Source organism: Microcoleus sp. BM001215392 (assembly GCF_036700185.1).
In the GTDB taxonomy this organism is placed as follows: domain Bacteria; phylum Cyanobacteriota; class Cyanobacteriia; order Cyanobacteriales; family Microcoleaceae; genus Microcoleus.
This window is the reverse complement of sequence record NZ_JAUBOJ010000015.1, coordinates 1-15,510: the sequence shown is the minus strand read 5'-3', so window position 1 is coordinate 15,510 and position 15,510 is coordinate 1. Positions and strand designations below refer to the sequence as shown.

The following is a 15,510-nucleotide window of genomic DNA, read 5'->3' as shown; positions in this document are numbered from 1 at the left end:
CTTTAATCATTCTCTTTGTCGCAGCAAATCCCTCAAAAGATATAGCTAAGGCGAGGAAAAATATCCGAAAAAACTAAGAAGCCTGTGGGCCGGGGGTAGAAATCGCAGAGCGATCGACCAAAATCCATAGGACTTACAAAAAAAATACCAGAGTTGGGAAGCTCCAAACCCTGATCCAGTAAGTCATTACCCATCCTTCAATTCTTCCAATCTAAAATTTAAAATCGCAAAAACCCAGACACCTTAAGGCATCTGGGTTTTTGTATAATTATGTTTGACTGAGGCAAACAAGAATATTCTATTTGCGCATCAAATTCATCAATTCCTTAGGAGAAGCCAACAAGTCGATCGCCACAAAGAAAATTTGACCTTGAGGATCGAGCATAAACCGCCACGCGATGTTCATACCCACATTCGCGCCGAACCAAGGAGTTTCGACTTTACCCGTGACTTTGACTTGGCGGTAGCCATCTTCAGCAGGCTCCGACACACCTCGCTCGGGCATCATTTTCAGGCCGATGCACTCTTCCCGCATATAGTTGAGGATAGCTTCGCGACCGACGATCGGCTTTTGGAAAGGCGGTTGGAGAGCACCGTCTTCAGCAAATAAACCCACGGCTGGGGTGAAGTCGAAGGCGTTCATGTAGTCGATGTAGCTGAGCACTGTCTGCTCGGTGATACCCTCAATCTGGGTTTTCACCCGCTCTGCTACAGCGGTAGGAGTGCTGCGGGGAGCAGAGCGTTTGCCGTATTCTTGGCTGAAATCGGGATCGTAGCCCATGTGAACTACGGTGTTGCGAAGTACGGTAATTTGTTGACCCGGATCGAGCTTCTTGATGGTTTCAAGGACTTGGGTTGCTTCGGGAGACATTTGGTAGCCCGGGGGGATGGGAGCCACAACGCCCTGCTTCATCAACTGTCCCAACTCGTACCAGAAACCGAGCTTAGTGTTGACGCGCAAGGAGGTGTAGATGCGCCCGATCGTGGTGTCAGCATTGCTGGCGAGGTCAAACATGGTTTTGCTTTGAGCAGCCGGCGACATCTGTTTGATTTCGCTCAGGACGCCTTCGACCAGCGCCATGCTGGCTACTCCCGGGGCGGCTGCGGTGATGGAAATGCCCATTTCCGTGTAAGCATACCAGAGCAGTGCGAGTTGGTCTTCAACGCTGAGCTTGTAGAACGAGTCCGTGGTGGCCGGAACAGCACTAGCAATCTCGGTGTTGGAGAAAATAGATTGAGCTGATTGAATACTAACTGCCATGTTTATACTGTGGGATTCGCTGTCGGTTTTACTTGCGTACTTGAAGAAGAGCGAATCGAATTCTTCCTTAATTAAAATTATGTAACGTTTTTGACAAATTACAGTTCAAATTTATAAATATAAAGATTGTGAAAGTATTATGAATTCTGTCGTAAAATAAGTCTAAATATTAATAGACTTATAACCCATTTTGTGATATGGTTTTTTATCCGATGAAAATAACAATTAATAGCGATCGCATTAAGCAAAAAAGCCTAGAGTTGGGATTTCACAAAGTCGGGATCGCCTCAGCAGACGCAGACGCAGATGTCGATCGAGAAAAACCAAGATTGCAGGCTTGGCTGGACAAGGGTTATCAGGCGGATATGGCATGGATGGCAAACCCAAAACGGCTGGACATTCGATCGGTAATGCCAGAGGTGCAGTCATTAATATGTGTCGCCATCAACTACTACACGCCTCACCAACGCCCCGAGAATCCCCCGTTGGAGGGGGGGGACGATGCAGTCAGAGAGTATGCTAAGATATCCCGCTACGGTTGGGGGCGGGATTACCACAAAATTTTGCACAAAAAACTGAAGCTGTTAGCAAATTGGGTGCGATCGCAAGGCGAAGGAATTGAAGCACGGTATTATGCTGATACCGGGCCGATTCAGGATAAAGTGTGGGCCCAGCGGGCGGGGATTGGCTGGATGGCTAAAAATGGTAATGTAATTTCGCGAGAATACGGTTCTTGGGTGTTTTTGGGCGAAATTTTGACTAATATCGAGTTAGAGCCGGATGCGCCACACACCGAACATTGCGGTACCTGCACTCGCTGCATCGAGGCGTGTCCGACGGGAGCAATTACTGAGCCTTTTGTCGTGGATGCCGATCGGTGCATAGCTTATCATACGATCGAGAATCGAGCCGAAAAACTTCCCGATCAAATTGCATCTAATTTACAAGGTTGGGTAGCAGGCTGCGACATTTGTCAAGATGTTTGTCCTTGGAATCAGCGATTTGCCAAACCAACAGATGTTGCAGAATTCGAGCCTTATCCTGAAAACATAGCACCGACGCTTGCAGAATTAGCCACAATTTCCGATGAAGAATGGAACCGCCGATTTACAGCTTCGGCGCTGCGGCGAATTAAACCCGAAATGTTGCGCAGAAATGCGAAAGCAAATCAAAACAGTTGACAGTTGACAGTTGTCATATCAATTCAATTACCCACAATCAAAAGGTTTGTAGTGAGGACTTTAGTCCGCATAAATGAAAGGACTAAAGTCAAAAGGTTCGTAGTGAGGACTTTAGTCCGCATAAATGAAAGGACTAAAGTCCTCACTACGAACCAATGTTATTATAGGACTTCTCGAAAGACATACTATCATTAGTAGTTACCGTATTTTTTTCTTATTCCTGCTTCTCAAATTTATGTCTCCCAATGAACCTACAAAATACGATGCAATTTTAGGCGGTAAAAATCCACCTCCAATTAATGCTGCTGTCTTGGGGGGCATAGCAGAAATGAAACAGCGCTTAGCCAGCCCCCTAGCTGAAGCAAGGCTAGCAGCACTTGCGGAAGCTTTAAACTACCCAGAAGCAGGTTTAGAAGCAGCAATTACAGTTTTTGACGATGCTGACGAGCGGGTAAGAGCTACGGCTGCTGCGATGTTTGGGCGGGAAGAACAAATTAGCTTGCTTGAAAAAGGTACAACAATCTGGAATAAATGGAGAGTGCAAAATCTACTTTTATTAGGCGGATTTTTAGATTTGAGCTGGGCAAATTTGAGCGGATATAATTTTAGCGGTGCTAACTTGAGGGAGTCTAATTTAGCAGGAGCAAGTTTTGAAGGTAGTAATTTACAAACAGCAAAAATTTTTCAGAGTAACTTGGAAGTAGCTAATCTGAGAAATGCTGATTTTAGCGGAGCTAACCTGAGTCGCTCGAATCTCAGCGGGGCAGATTTGCAGGGAGCTAATTTGGGTCAATCAAACCTCCGTTTAGTTAATTTGCGGGAAGCTAATTTATGTCAAACTATCCTGAAAGAAGCTAAACTCGGTGGGGCTGATTTGAGCGGAGCTGATTTGACTGGTGCTGATTTGAGCGGGGCGGATTTGAGTTTTGCTAAGCTGGGCGGGGCAAAATTGACAGGAGCAAATCTGGCGGGAATTAAATTAATCCGATCGAATTTGAATGGCTGGAATTTTAAAGGGTTTGTTTTTGCAGGAGCTAATTTGCGGTGGAGCAAGTTTGCAGGAGCTTGTTTTATGAGAGCTAATTTGCGCGGTGCTAATCTAGAAAGAGCAGATTTGACAAATGCTGATTTTTATCAAGCTGATTTTACTGGAGCTAACCTGTGCGATGCGGATTTTAATAAAGCTACTTTGGCTGGTGCTAATCTGAGCGGTGCTGCTGTGAAAAGAGCAAATTTCCTGAAAGCAAATCTCAGCGGGGCTAATTTCAGCAAGGCTAATCTGAGCGGTGCTATTTTGAAAAAAGCTAATATTGATGGGGCAAATTTTACTGATGCTAATCTTTCGCGATGTGCCTGGACATGATAATTAGTCTTGTTTGATTTCTATTAGGGATTGAATATGGATAAACTGCCACGCTGTTTTGTCTGCAAGAATAGTTTTCAACAGCCACATTCTTTTTATAGCGGCTTGTGTTTGGATTGTGGCGAAGTGAATTATGCAAAACGCAACGAAACGGCTAATTTGCACGGGCTGTTGGCTTTGGTGACGGGAGCGAGGGTAAAAATTGGCTATGCTGTAGCTTTGAGGTTGCTGAGGGCTGGTGCTTCGGTAATTGTTACTACTCGTTTTGCTCGCGATGCGGCTAAAAGGTATGCTGGAGAACCGGATTTTGGCGATTGGGGCGATCGCCTGCACGTTTACGAGTTAGATTTGCGATATATTGCCAAGGTTGAGCGTTTTGCAGAACACCTCACCTGTTGCTATCCCCGACTCGATATTATTGTTAACAATGCGGCTCAAACCGTTCGTCGCCCTCCGGCATTTTACCAGCATTTGAGGGATTTAGAGGCTCTGCCTTTCGAGATTTTGCCTGCGGAAATTCAGCCGCTGTTAGCGCGAGCGCACTTTTTGGATATGGGTGGGGATGTGCTAAAGTCGATCGCACCGGAAGATTCCGACAACCAAACTGCAAGTGCTTTAGCCTTGACTTTAGAGCAAAAGAACTTGATATCAGAGGAAGATAACTCTAGTTGGTTTCCGTTGGGGATGTACGATAGCGACGGACAGCAAATAGATTTGCGCCCTTTCAACAGTTGGCTGATGAAGGACGATGAGGTGAGCATTTTGGAGTTATTAGAAGTTCATGTGATTAATGCAATTGCTCCTTTTGCGATCAACAGCAGGCTCAAAAAGCTGATGAATATTTTTCCTGAAAACAGCAAGTATATTGTCAATGTTTCCTCAAAAGAAGGGCTGTTTAACGGCGACAAATCTTGGCGTCACCCGCATACTAACATGGCAAAAGCATCACTTAACATGATGACTCGCACCTGCGCCAAAGAGTACGCCAAACACAAAATTTTTATGAATGCTGTCGATCCGGGATGGGTAAGTTTTTTACACCCCCATCCTCAAATTTTAAATATGCAAGCACGTGGCGTTCAACCTCCTTTTGATGCGATAGATGCGGCGGCGCGCATTTGCGACCCGATTTATGCCGGCGTAAATGAGAAACGCTATGTTTATGGCAAGTTGTTTAAAGATTATACTGATTCGCCCTGGTGATAAGTAGCGGTGCGTCAGTTATCAAAAATTCGATCTAAATGAAACATCTCAAAACTGACGCACCGGGAAAGATTGGTGCGTCAGTTTTGAGATGGTTCCTATGAAACAACAATTATCGCAACTGACGCACCCTACTTCACTAATTCTTCGCCCCTTCAAAGAAGTTCGAGCAAGTAAAGTATAATGGAAGTGGCAGTGTAGCTTAGTGGTAGAGCGATCGCCTCGTCAAGGCGAGAGACAACCGTTTGATTCGGTTCGCTGCCACCAGCAACGTAGTTTAAGTGATAGAATTCCCTGGAGTATACCGGGAGATGCGGGTGCGATTCCCGTCGTTGCTATCTTTTTTGGATTAACAATCAAGAGGTAATGAGTAATATAGAATAGATTTCCCATTCCTGATTTAATGTTCCCAATGACCAAAGTAATTATTTTTGATTTTGACGGTACTTTAGCAGATACAATTGATATTCTTCTGAGCATCACCAACCGTTTGTCAGCAGAATTTGGCTTCAAGTCGGCGACAAAAGAGGAACTCGCTCAACTGAGCAACTTGACTTCTTGGCAAATACTCCGGTATTCTGGCATTTCTATGTTCAAATTTCCCCTGCTGATTAGAAAATTGAGAGCAGAGTTACGCAGTGAAATTTGCAATATCAAATTATTTGCCGGAATTAAAGAAGTTTTGTGGGAGTTAAAAAATCTGGGGTTTCAACTGGGAATTATCACATCTAATTCCCGAGAGAATGTGTTGGAATCGCTGGAAATAAACGGCTTGGAAGACATTTTTAGCTTTATTTACTCTGGTTCAACTTTTGGCAAGCATAAAGTTATTAATAGATGGCTCAGAAGAGAGCATATAAATCCTGAAGAAGTCGTTTATGTGGGAGATGAAATCCGAGATATAGACGCTGCTAGAAAAACTGGACTTAAGGTAATTGCTGTAGGTTGGGGTTTTAATTCTCATGAGGCTTTGGCTGCACACAATCCCGATTTTTTGATCGAACGCCCTCAGGAATTGCTCGATATTATGAGTAATCTGGGAAGATAGTAAAGTTATGTAAACAAATATTTTTAAAGTTAAAGTAGTAAATACTTTATGTTCTGAAACATTGAAAAAATTGAGCGATGCTGATATAAAGATAAAGGAAAAGATTTATTCGATCGCTCAAATAAAGAGGAACAGCATTATGTCAGCCTTTGAAACTTTCTTGACGTTCAGCTTGGCTTCTGTTTTCGCTGTAGCAACTTTGGCAACTTGGTTGCGTTTGACCAATCCGCCTTCTGCTAAGCGCAATTAGAGAATAAGACTTGGCGGTTGAAACCGCTACTATACAAACGAAATCCGCCTCCGCGGATTGAATAAAGAATCAATTTGTTAGTCTCCTTCGCCCCGTTTCAGTGCTGCTAAGACTGCTTGCTGGCTAACTGTTTGGTAGATTTTGCTAAAATACTGCTTCAGGGTGTCAGATGCGGGGGAAGATTTGCTAGGCGTTCCTTTTGGGTCAGTTGCGAGGGGAATTGGCCCTAAAATGTCTAATACTGTTTCGCTGCTGGGCGGCGGTACAACGATCACTAAAGATGATTCTAGCTGCTGGTTGTATTCCCAAAAGCGATCGACCTTTGGCACTTTAGCATTCGCAGCGGGGGAATTTTCGCCTGAGTTTAGCTGGGAATTTTCCTCTGCTTGGGTACCGCGTGTCTGGCGGAGGGCGGTCAAAATTTGCTCTTTGGTTCTGCCGCGCAGTTGAAAGAGTACGAAAGGGTCTTCGCTGAAGCGATCGCCCAACAAGTAGTATACTGCACTGATGTGTTTGCAAGGATTTTTCGGATCGGGACAGCTACAGCGCGATCGAATATCTGACAAACTTAAGGGAAATAGAGTTTTTCCGGCTGCTGCAAATACATCTTCAATATTGTGCGGCATTTCTCCTGCTAATAGTTTAGCTGAAAAAACCGCTCTTTGCGACATATTTTCAATCACGTAATCCCAATCTTCATCAGTTAAAGTATCGAGTCCTAAAGAAACTTGATATGGTTTAGGATCTGTTCCTTGAACTATGGCAATTACTTCTTGGTTGGGAAATTTAATGCTGAGAACTTTACCTTCCCGCGCATATTGCCAGCCGCGCTCTAAGCGCTTTTTGAAGCGGTAAGTATTGATTAAATCGAGCCACTGTTGCGTCCACCATTCTCTGTCAATCATTTAATTTGGGAATTGGGAATTGGGCATTGGCCAAAGAGGGCATTGGCCAAAGAGGGCATTGGAAATAACAAGTAACAAATAACCAATAACAAATAACTAATATCCCTGTATCGGTGACTTGCGTGTCGTACTGTTGATAATTGGTCAGTCCTCTGATTATTCTTCTTCTGTTTCTATAATAGCATTGCGATCGAGAATTAGTAAATTGCGAAGTTGGTCAGTATCGAGTTCAGTCAACCAGTTTTCGCCCGCGCTGACTACTTGTTCGGCGAGAGCTTTTTTACTTTCGATCATATCGTGAATTTTCTCCTCTAATGTGCCAGTACAGACAAATTTGTGAACTTGCACATTTCTGGTTTGACCGATCCGAAATACGCGGTCAGTTGCCTGATTTTCTACTGCGGGATTCCACCATCGATCGTAGTGGAAAACGTGGGTTGCTCTGGTTAAATTTAAGCCAGTACCGCCAGCTTTCAACGATAATATCATAATCGGCGGGCCTTGGGGATCGTGCTGGAAGCGATCGATCATTTCTTCCCGCTGCTGCTGCTTAATGCCGCCGTACAAGAACAAAACTTCTCGACCTAAATGCTGTTCTAGATGCGGTTTCAGGAGTTTTCCCCACTCCGCAAATTGAGTGAAAATCAAAGCCCGATCGCCCAGGGCGACAACCTCTTCCAACATTTCCACCAACCGCTGCAATTTCCCCGATTCTTGGCTGTTAATGCTCAATTCTTTGGGCTTACCTTCTGCTTTTACAAGAGCAGGATGGTTGCAAAGTTGTTTCAGTTTTACCAGCAAAGCCAGAATCATGCCCCGGCGCTGAATGCCTTCGGCTGATTCTAAATTAGCGATTGACTCTTCGACAATTTTCTGATATAGTGCCGCCTGACCAGATGCCAGACTGCAAAATACAGTCATCTCCTGTTTTTCCGGCAAATCTTGGATGATTTCCTTATCGGTTTTCAGGCGGCGGAGGATGAAAGGCCGCACGAGCGATCGCAAAGTATGCAATGATTCTCTATCTCCATATTTCTCGATCGGAATTGCAAAGCGGCGCTGAAAGAAATTGCGCGGGCCCAAATAGCCGGGATTGAGAAACTCTAAAATAGACCACAACTCTTGCAGTCTATTTTCCACCGGAGTTCCCGTCAGCGCAATTCTAAAAGATGCCTCGATTTGCCGCACCGCCTGCGACTGCTTAGCCTCAGAATTCTTAATATTTTGCGCTTCATCTAAAACCAATCCCTGCCATTTAGTGCTTTGAATTTCCTTAGCATCACGAAACACCAGGGAATAACTGGTAACTATTAAATCTTTTTCCTTAATTGCTGCCGCAAATGCTTTACCTTTAGCACGTTGATCTCCATAATGTAGTAACACTTTCAACGTCGGGCCAAATTTCCTGACTTCGCGCTCCCAATTCCCCAACACTGATGTCGGACAAACCAGTAATGTCGGCGCTTTTAGGGCATCCTGTTCTTGCAAATGCAGGAGAAAAGCAATTAGCTGAATAGTATTGTGGCACAAGATATTGTTGGCAACAAAATTGTGATGTTCGCTCACCTCGAAGTCATAAACCCAGCCACTGTACTCAAAATCCTCAATTTCCTCTATTCGGCAATAAAACACTTCGCGATCGAGTATAAGTTGCAAATTTTCTCGGACAGTATCAAGCTGCGGTACATTGAGATTTGCATAGGCATCTAACGTCTGATTCGTCCATTTAGAAGGCTTTAGCTGTCGGTACTCCTGTTCTGCGGAACCAGCCAGCACATTTTCCATACCTGCGATTACCTTTCCGAGACTGATGCGGGAAAACTGTTGGGAACCGTTAATATAAACAGGATTGTGCATCCCGAAATGTCGCAGCGGCAGTTTTGTCATCTCTACTGCATCAGCAACAAGATCGGAAACCGGAATTCCTTCGACATTTGTATTCGCAGTAACTTCGCAAATCTTCTCTAATTTTTGCTGTTTCTCTGGATAACCGAAGCCGATTTCTTGCAAAAATATCCGCGCTGAGTTACCGCCGAAAGTGCCGATATAATAAGTCCGAAAAATTCCGCTACCATTAGTAGCGCGTTTCTGTCTGGCGGCGATTCGCAACCAAATACCAAAACGGCGCAGCAGTGTAGAAAGTTGTTGAATGATTACAGGTGAAGCGGTGCTAATTTCGACTGTCCGCACCTTCGACTCTACAGAACCTTCAGCATCAAAGTAGTTTTTGAGAAAAATCCGTATGCTATCCAGATTGGCTTGCATAATAAATTTTGGGAAGCTTTTCTCGGCTGACAGCTTCCCCCACTGATAGCCGTTGACTTCCAAAAAATTTTGGTATTCTCGACTGGATACCATCAAATCTGCTGCTCTAGCATAATCGCGATTATGAATAGCAGGATTATTGATTTTTATCCCATACTTTTTGCTAATTCGGTGGAGTGCAACACGTAAATCTTCCAGAACAGTCGCATCTTTTTGTGTTATTGTGAGCCTTGCTGCGTTTTTCAGCTCATGTCCCTCCGCAATCTGCCAAGCCATAAACTTAACTAAATCTGGATCTTCGGGTTTTCCTTCCCAATACAATTTTGCAGGTACACAAACATAATCTCCAACTTTGAACTCATTTGTCCAGCCATCGCGTCCTAACAATTTGTGACGGCGGGTAATAGTGATGCTGCTACCGTCTTGCAGTTTGATTGTTCGCAACTTTTCTTGGACTTGCTGGCGATAAAGTCGTCGAACATTTGCTTGTACAATCTTGCCGGTTTCCCGATGGATGGAATTTACAATTAATTGCTCGGTAGGTTCAGACCAAAACCCCTCACCATCGAAGTCTATTTTGTTAGAATAAGCTTCCCAGATTTTTTCAGCTTCTTGTAAAAAACCATTGACAAAAAGCAAGCTCTGCGGTAGCGCGCATTTACCACAACCCATATCGTCCGCGAGACAAGCACCTAAACCCCAGCGTTCTAAGAATGCTAACCAACCTGCCCCTAGCGCTTGATAAGGCCGCAATTGTCCTCGGAAAGTGGCTGGAGTTGCGATCGCGCTTACGGCCTGATTATCGCTTAAAGTATTCAACAATTCCTGAAGTTGACCAGTTGCTTCAAAATTCACCACCGGCAACTTTTCAATCATCTGAGAATCCCCAGAAGCCAACCGCAAAGCATCTTCCAAAGAAAGAGTCATTTGCTCTTTGCGGCTAGCAAAGAAACTTTGAGCCGCCCTGACATCGGTTGCGCGCAACTCCACCCACTCGCCGTTAATTTCCACCAAAGGCGAATTCAACGCGATCAAGTTGTCAAATTCTGCCTTAGAAATGCGCTGTCCGCCGATCGTCAATTCCCACTTAAAACTTAACAGACTTTGCAAACCCAGCCCGCCTTTCGCCGGATTCGCCTTCGGAGTTTCCGCCTTAATACTCAAACCCAAACGACTCGCCCAACCATCAGTATGAGTCAAACTCGGCGGCAAAACCACGCCCAACCCGCTATCAGAAAACCGCCAAGCCACAGACTTAATAAACTCGTAAGCTTGCAGCGGATTTAGTTGACAAGATTGCGGTCGTTGTGCTTGCAAACTCGGCTCAATTAACGGATAAAGTTTCGAGGCTAAACCCAAACCGCTGAGTAAAGTTTCTTGAGGCAATTCTATTGTCCGCCCCGCATAATTCAAACGTTCGACAGAGTTGTTCCAAACAGTTGTCGCATCTACCAAAAAATCGGCTTCATCTACTGCTTGCAAACAATAATTTAAACTCCAGTTAACTTTCCCGGGAGACGGCGGTATGAGTTGAAAACAAGTGTGAAATTGATTTTGTTGAGATAGTTGATTTTGCAGCGGTGCAGCCCAAGCAGTCAGCTTGGTTGCCAACTTTTCCAAAGCTGCTGATTCTGCTTGTACAATCCCAGATTCCTGCTGCAAAGCTTGCAACCATTCGCGGGTTGGAGAAACTGTTTTGATATCTAAAGTTGAGCCAGCAGCCGCTCGCACTTCACAATCCACCACACTACTCAAAAACCCCAACACCAAATCCTCCGCCACCACAGGAAAATCCACCGCAAGATTCCTTAAAGTCGCTGCCGAACCTTCTTTTATTACATCCCTTACATCCGCCACAAAATCCGCTGCCGAACCCTTCTGATATATTCGACAAGCCGTCGGCATTTGCCTAGAAAAAGTAGCGAGACGGAGAAGATCAGTAGAACTATCTAACAAAGGTTGCCATTTAGCAATAGCAGAACCGTCAGGTTGTGGTTCTAATGCTGGCAAAAATTTGCATCTCGCCAACAAATCCAAACTCCACCTAGCAATATGAGACCAAAAACGCAAATCTGAACCGACAAAAGAATCTGCTTCTGTGGTATTGAGCGGCAATGATTGCAAGAACACAAAAGCTGCTTGAGGGTTGAGTAAATAACCTTCGACTTGCCAAGGATAAAGGTAAATTTCCTCGATTTTTGCTGGTTCATCCAGTGATGCTGCTGCTGAGTGCTGCGGGATTAGGGCTGTGTTGTCTGCGGAGATTTGGGTGGGAAGTGCGATCGCCCGAACTTGCCTCTGAATTGATAAATCCCCGGCGGGAGGGGCTGCGGTGGTCGTTTTGGGCGATCGTCTAGTCTTCTTGCTTTTCTCCTGAATCTCTGCGGTTTCGGGTAATTGCCAGTTGAGTTTACCCGACTGCTGCAAGGAAGTTAAAAAAGTCTTCAGTTCAGCTTCGGTCATTCCTAAGGGATGCTGTAGGCTCATCCCCGATTCAACAGTATCTATCGCCCCAATTTTACGCCAAGTTTCTCCCCAAATAAATAAGCCATTTTTTTTCTCTTCTAATAACCAACTGCCGTGTAAAATTGCCATTTTTAAATCCTAATATTTTTATTTAATTGCGAGACTTGCTACAGCAGTCCTGTTTGATTTGTGAATAATATAACTCTTGCAAAAAATACGAACTTTCTTGAAATTATCTGCGTTAATCTGTGTTTATCTGCCTGACATCTGCGGTTGACCTAATCGATCCAAATTTCCCAATCGAAAATTCATACTACCATCTATGGCAGGTGTTTGGCGGGCGATCGACCGGAGAATCGACAGGAGAACATGAAAAAAAAAATAAACAGTATAAATGCTTACAATCGAGGCGCTGACAGTCGATCGCCCGCCGATTATCTCTCTCTTTTGGCTGGTTCCTCTCAAACATCGTGTGGTAATGTTACGATCCCGACAGAGAAAGAATGTGGTAGATAAGGAAGCAGTGCTACATGGTAGAGATAGACAAGTCAATATCTTTTGATGGACGGGATATTAGACTGAAGATTGGTTTACTGGCGCCTCAAGCAGGCGGTGCAGTTTTGATTCAGTCGGGTGACACGGCGGTTTTAGTGACAGCGACTCGATCGCAGGGGAGAGAGGGAATAGATTTCCTGCCCCTGTTGGTGGATTACGAAGAGAGACTCTACGCTGGCGGTAAAATTCCCGGTGGATTTTTGCGCCGGGAAGGGCGTCCCCCAGAAAAAGTGACTTTGACTGGGCGTTTGATCGATCGCCCGCTGCGTCCGCTATTCCCTAGCTGGCTGCGAGACGACATCCAAGTTGTAGCCACAACGCTGTCGATGGACGAACAAGTGCCGCCGGACGTTTTGGCGGTAACAGGTGCTTCCGTAGCGATTCTGCTGGCGAAAATGCCGTTTTACGGGCCGATGGCGGCTGTGCGAGTTGGTTTGGTAGGGGACGATTTCATCATCAACCCCACCTACAGCGAAATCAAAGAAGGTGAGTTGGATCTCGTGGTAGCCGGTTCTCCAGATGGAGTAATCATGGTGGAAGCCAGCGCTAACCAATTGCCGGAACAGGATATCATCGAGGCGATCGACTTCGGCTACGAAGCAACCTGTGACTTGATTCAAGCCCAGCGCGAAATCATGGCAGAATTGGGCATCGATTTCGTGGTAGAGGAACGCCCACCGCAAGATTTCGCCCTCGAAAACTTCATTCGCGATCGCGCCCAAGAACCCATCCGCATCATTTTGTCAAGATTTGAAAAAGACAAAACCATACGGAATGCAGCTTTGGACGAAGTGAAGGCAAATGCAGTCGAATCTGCGATCGCCGAATTGGCCGAAGACGATCCGATCAAACTAGCAGCCACCAGCAAGACAATTGGCAACGTTTTCAAAGACGTTACCAAAAAAATGATGCGCAAGCAAATCATCGAAGATGGCGTCCGTGTAGACGGCCGCAAGCTAGACGAGGTGCGACCCGTTTCTTGTCGAGTAGGGGTGCTGCCTTCAAGAGTACACGGCTGTGCGCTGTTCAATCGCGGCTTAACCCAAGTCTTGTCAGCAGCGACCCTGGGAACTCCAGGCGATGCCCAAGATTTAGCCGATGACTTGCACCCGCAGCAAGACAAACGCTACCTGCATCACTACAATTTCCCCCCATTTTCCGTGGGAGAAACCAAACCGATGCGATCGCCCGGACGCCGAGAAATCGGTCACGGAGCCCTCGCAGAACGCGCTTTGCTGCCAGTTTTGCCATCGAAAGAAGATTTCCCCTACGTCATTCGCGTAGTTTCCGAAATCCTCTCCTCCGACGGTTCAACCTCAATGGGTTCAGTTTGCGCCTCAACGCTAGCGTTAATGGATGCAGGCGTTCCCCTTTCGCAACCCGTCAGCGGCGCGGCAATGGGATTAATCAAAGAAGGCGATGAAGTCCGAATCTTGACTGACATTCAAGCAATTGAAGACTTCTTAGGCGACATGGACTTCAAAGTAGCCGGTACCGACACCGGAATTACTGCTTTGCAAATGGACATGAAAATCAAAGGTTTGCCCTTAGATGCGATCGCAAATGCGATCCGCCAAGCCAAACCCGCGAGACTGCACATTTTAGAAAGAATGCTAGCAACCATCGACACTCCCCGCAAGGAAATGTCGCCGTTTGCACCGCGTTTGCTAACGCTGAAAATCGATCCCGAATTTATCGGTTTGGTAATTGGGCCTGGTGGCAAAACCATCAAAGCCATCACCGAAGAAACTGGTGTCAAGATTGACATCGAAGACGACGGAACCGTGACAATTGCTGGTAACGACAGCGAAAAAGCTCAGCGGGCTTATAGCATAATCCTCGGCATGACGCGCAAGTTGAATGCAGGAGACGTGTATGTCGGCCGCGTAACTCGAATTATTCCGATCGGCGCTTTTGTCGAAATCCTGCCAGGAAAAGAAGGAATGATTCACATTTCCCAGTTAGCGGACTACCGCGTTGGGAAAGTGGAAGACGAGTTAGCAGTGAACGATGAAGTAATTGTCAAAGTGCGAGAAATTGACAATAAAGGTCGAATTAATTTGACCCGTTTGAACATTCATCCCGATGAAGCAGTAGCCGCCCGCGAAGCGCTGAATAAGTAGTTTAGGGTTGGTAATTGGTAATTGCTTGGACGGTAATTGCTAATTTATCAGCGGTAATTAGTAATTGCTAGAACGTAATTGCTAATTGCTTGCTTAAGATTCAATCCGGTTGTTGCGGGTTGATTTGGGTGTAGAGTGCGCGACAGCGACAGATCGACTTTGTGCGATCGGCTGTGGGAGTTAAGACAGTCGCGCACTTTACCCTTCGATTCCTAGGATATTGGTGCTAAGATTTCGACAGATAAGCTATTTTGTATTTAGGTTTAATTTTTCGGGCGCTGCTCAAAGCCCATTCCACAAAAGTTTTAAGAAAAAAGATTTTGAAAATTAGTAGCTGTAGGGTGCGTCGCCCTCTCCATTGTTGATTTTTTTGAGGGATTGTTTATGGCGACGCACCCTACAAATGCTTTATTTCTTCAGTCCGCGGAGGCGGACATTGTTTGTATAGACGCGGTTTCAACCGCCGAGTCTTATTTGAAGATTGCAGGTTGCCGAATTTAAATAACAGCAATACAATCAATCTCTACCAAAACATCTTTCGGTAAACGAGCAACTTCCACACAAGCCCGCGCCGGCGCAGTTTTCTCATCAAAATATTTCCCATAAACTGCATTCACAGCGGCAAAATCATTCATATTTTTAAGAAAAACCGTAGTTTTTACCACATCCAACCAAGTAGCGCCGGCTTCTGTGAGAATCGCTTCGAGATTTGCCATCACTTGTTCGGTTTGCTTGGCCACGTCGTCGGTGTAGACGATATCGTTTAGTCTAGTGTCGATCGCAATTTGACCGGCTACAAACAGCATAGTGCCCGTAGCGGCGATCGCTTGATTGTAAGGGCCCACGGGTGCGGGTGCTTTGTCAGTACGAATAATTTTGCGCGTCATAGA

At 45.5% G+C, this 15,510-nt stretch carries 11 protein-coding genes and 1 tRNA gene; 7 read left to right on the top strand and 5 right to left on the bottom strand.

Annotated elements, in window-relative coordinates; all coding sequences use genetic code 11:
• Positions 1 to 298 precede the first annotated feature (298 nt).
• The gene (locus tag QT974_RS03380) at positions 299 to 1,261 is read right to left on the bottom strand and encodes an orange carotenoid protein N-terminal domain-containing protein (protein WP_333467113.1); all 963 of its coding nucleotides are present in this window, start codon (positions 1,259 to 1,261) and stop codon (positions 299 to 301) included.
• 212 nt (positions 1,262 to 1,473) lie between these two features.
• Here QT974_RS03380 and queG point away from each other — a divergent pair, with 212 nt between their 5' ends.
• The 5 genes from queG (at position 1,474) to QT974_RS03355 (ending at position 6,056) form a co-directional block, all read left to right on the top strand.
• Positions 1,474 to 2,442: a tRNA epoxyqueuosine(34) reductase QueG gene (queG, locus tag QT974_RS03375; protein WP_333467112.1), complete on the top strand. Its 969-nt coding sequence runs from the start codon at positions 1,474 to 1,476 to the stop codon at positions 2,440 to 2,442.
• Positions 2,443 to 2,677: 235 nt separating this feature from the next.
• Positions 2,678 to 3,805 carry a pentapeptide repeat-containing protein gene (locus QT974_RS03370; RefSeq protein WP_333467111.1) on the top strand — a complete coding sequence of 376 codons (1,128 nt, stop codon included), beginning with the start codon at positions 2,678 to 2,680 and terminating at the stop codon, positions 3,803 to 3,805.
• Positions 3,806 to 3,841: 36 nt separating this feature from the next.
• Positions 3,842 to 5,008 (top strand): SDR family oxidoreductase, encoded by a 1,167-nt coding sequence (locus QT974_RS03365; RefSeq protein WP_333467110.1) that lies wholly within the window; start codon positions 3,842 to 3,844, stop codon positions 5,006 to 5,008.
• 191 nt (positions 5,009 to 5,199) lie between these two features.
• Positions 5,200 to 5,275: transfer RNA gene (locus QT974_RS03360), tRNA-Asp, on the top strand.
• A gap of 145 nt (positions 5,276 to 5,420) precedes the next feature.
• Positions 5,421 to 6,056 carry an HAD-IA family hydrolase gene (locus tag QT974_RS03355; RefSeq protein WP_333467109.1) on the top strand — a complete coding sequence of 212 codons (636 nt, stop codon included), beginning with the start codon at positions 5,421 to 5,423 and terminating at the stop codon, positions 6,054 to 6,056.
• A gap of 327 nt (positions 6,057 to 6,383) precedes the next feature.
• On the opposite strand, the gene QT974_RS03350 is transcribed toward QT974_RS03355, so the two are convergent.
• Together QT974_RS03350 and QT974_RS03345 are read right to left on the bottom strand one after the other, a co-directional pair.
• The gene (locus tag QT974_RS03350) at positions 6,384 to 7,211 is read right to left on the bottom strand and encodes an SWIM zinc finger family protein (protein WP_333467108.1); all 828 of its coding nucleotides are present in this window, start codon (positions 7,209 to 7,211) and stop codon (positions 6,384 to 6,386) included.
• Positions 7,212 to 7,367: 156 nt separating this feature from the next.
• On the bottom strand, positions 7,368 to 12,071 hold the full coding sequence (locus tag QT974_RS03345) for an SNF2-related protein (protein WP_333467107.1): 4,704 nt from the start codon (positions 12,069 to 12,071) through the stop codon (positions 7,368 to 7,370).
• A gap of 265 nt (positions 12,072 to 12,336) precedes the next feature.
• Here QT974_RS03345 and QT974_RS03340 point away from each other — a divergent pair, with 265 nt between their 5' ends.
• On the top strand, positions 12,337 to 12,504 hold the full coding sequence (locus tag QT974_RS03340) for a hypothetical protein (RefSeq protein WP_333467106.1): 168 nt from the start codon (positions 12,337 to 12,339) through the stop codon (positions 12,502 to 12,504).
• Positions 12,473 to 14,620, top strand: a complete 2,148-nt coding sequence (locus tag QT974_RS03335) for a polyribonucleotide nucleotidyltransferase (RefSeq protein ID WP_333467105.1) — start codon at positions 12,473 to 12,475, stop codon at positions 14,618 to 14,620. Before QT974_RS03340 ends, QT974_RS03335 begins: the two co-directional genes overlap by 32 nt.
• Before the next feature lie 47 nt (positions 14,621 to 14,667).
• On the opposite strand, the gene QT974_RS03330 is transcribed toward QT974_RS03335, so the two are convergent.
• Together QT974_RS03330 and QT974_RS03325 are read right to left on the bottom strand one after the other, a co-directional pair.
• The gene (locus QT974_RS03330; protein ID WP_333467104.1) at positions 14,668 to 14,817 is read right to left on the bottom strand and encodes a hypothetical protein; all 150 of its coding nucleotides are present in this window, start codon (positions 14,815 to 14,817) and stop codon (positions 14,668 to 14,670) included.
• 300 nt (positions 14,818 to 15,117) lie between these two features.
• The coding region (locus QT974_RS03325) for a RidA family protein (RefSeq protein ID WP_333467103.1) at positions 15,118 to 15,510 on the bottom strand (393 nt) is incomplete at its 5' end.

Bases quoted from the DNA above. Each gene is read 5' to 3' on its own strand.
- QT974_RS03350 (WP_333467108.1), bottom strand. From the start codon at position 7,211: ATGATTGACAGAGAATGGTGGACGCAACAGTGGCTCGATTTAATCAAT.
- QT974_RS03345 (WP_333467107.1), bottom strand. From the start codon at position 12,071: ATGGCAATTTTACACGGCAGTTGGTTATTAGAAGAGAAAAAAAATGGC.
- QT974_RS03355 (WP_333467109.1), top strand. From the start codon at position 5,421: ATGACCAAAGTAATTATTTTTGATTTTGACGGTACTTTAGCAGATACA.
- QT974_RS03365 (WP_333467110.1), top strand. From the start codon at position 3,842: ATGGATAAACTGCCACGCTGTTTTGTCTGCAAGAATAGTTTTCAACAG.
- QT974_RS03335 (WP_333467105.1), top strand. From the start codon at position 12,473: ATGGTAGAGATAGACAAGTCAATATCTTTTGATGGACGGGATATTAGA.
- queG (WP_333467112.1), top strand. From the start codon at position 1,474: ATGAAAATAACAATTAATAGCGATCGCATTAAGCAAAAAAGCCTAGAG.
- QT974_RS03340 (WP_333467106.1), top strand. From the start codon at position 12,337: ATGCTTACAATCGAGGCGCTGACAGTCGATCGCCCGCCGATTATCTCT.
- QT974_RS03370 (WP_333467111.1), top strand. From the start codon at position 2,678: ATGTCTCCCAATGAACCTACAAAATACGATGCAATTTTAGGCGGTAAA.
- QT974_RS03380 (WP_333467113.1), bottom strand. From the start codon at position 1,261: ATGGCAGTTAGTATTCAATCAGCTCAATCTATTTTCTCCAACACCGAG.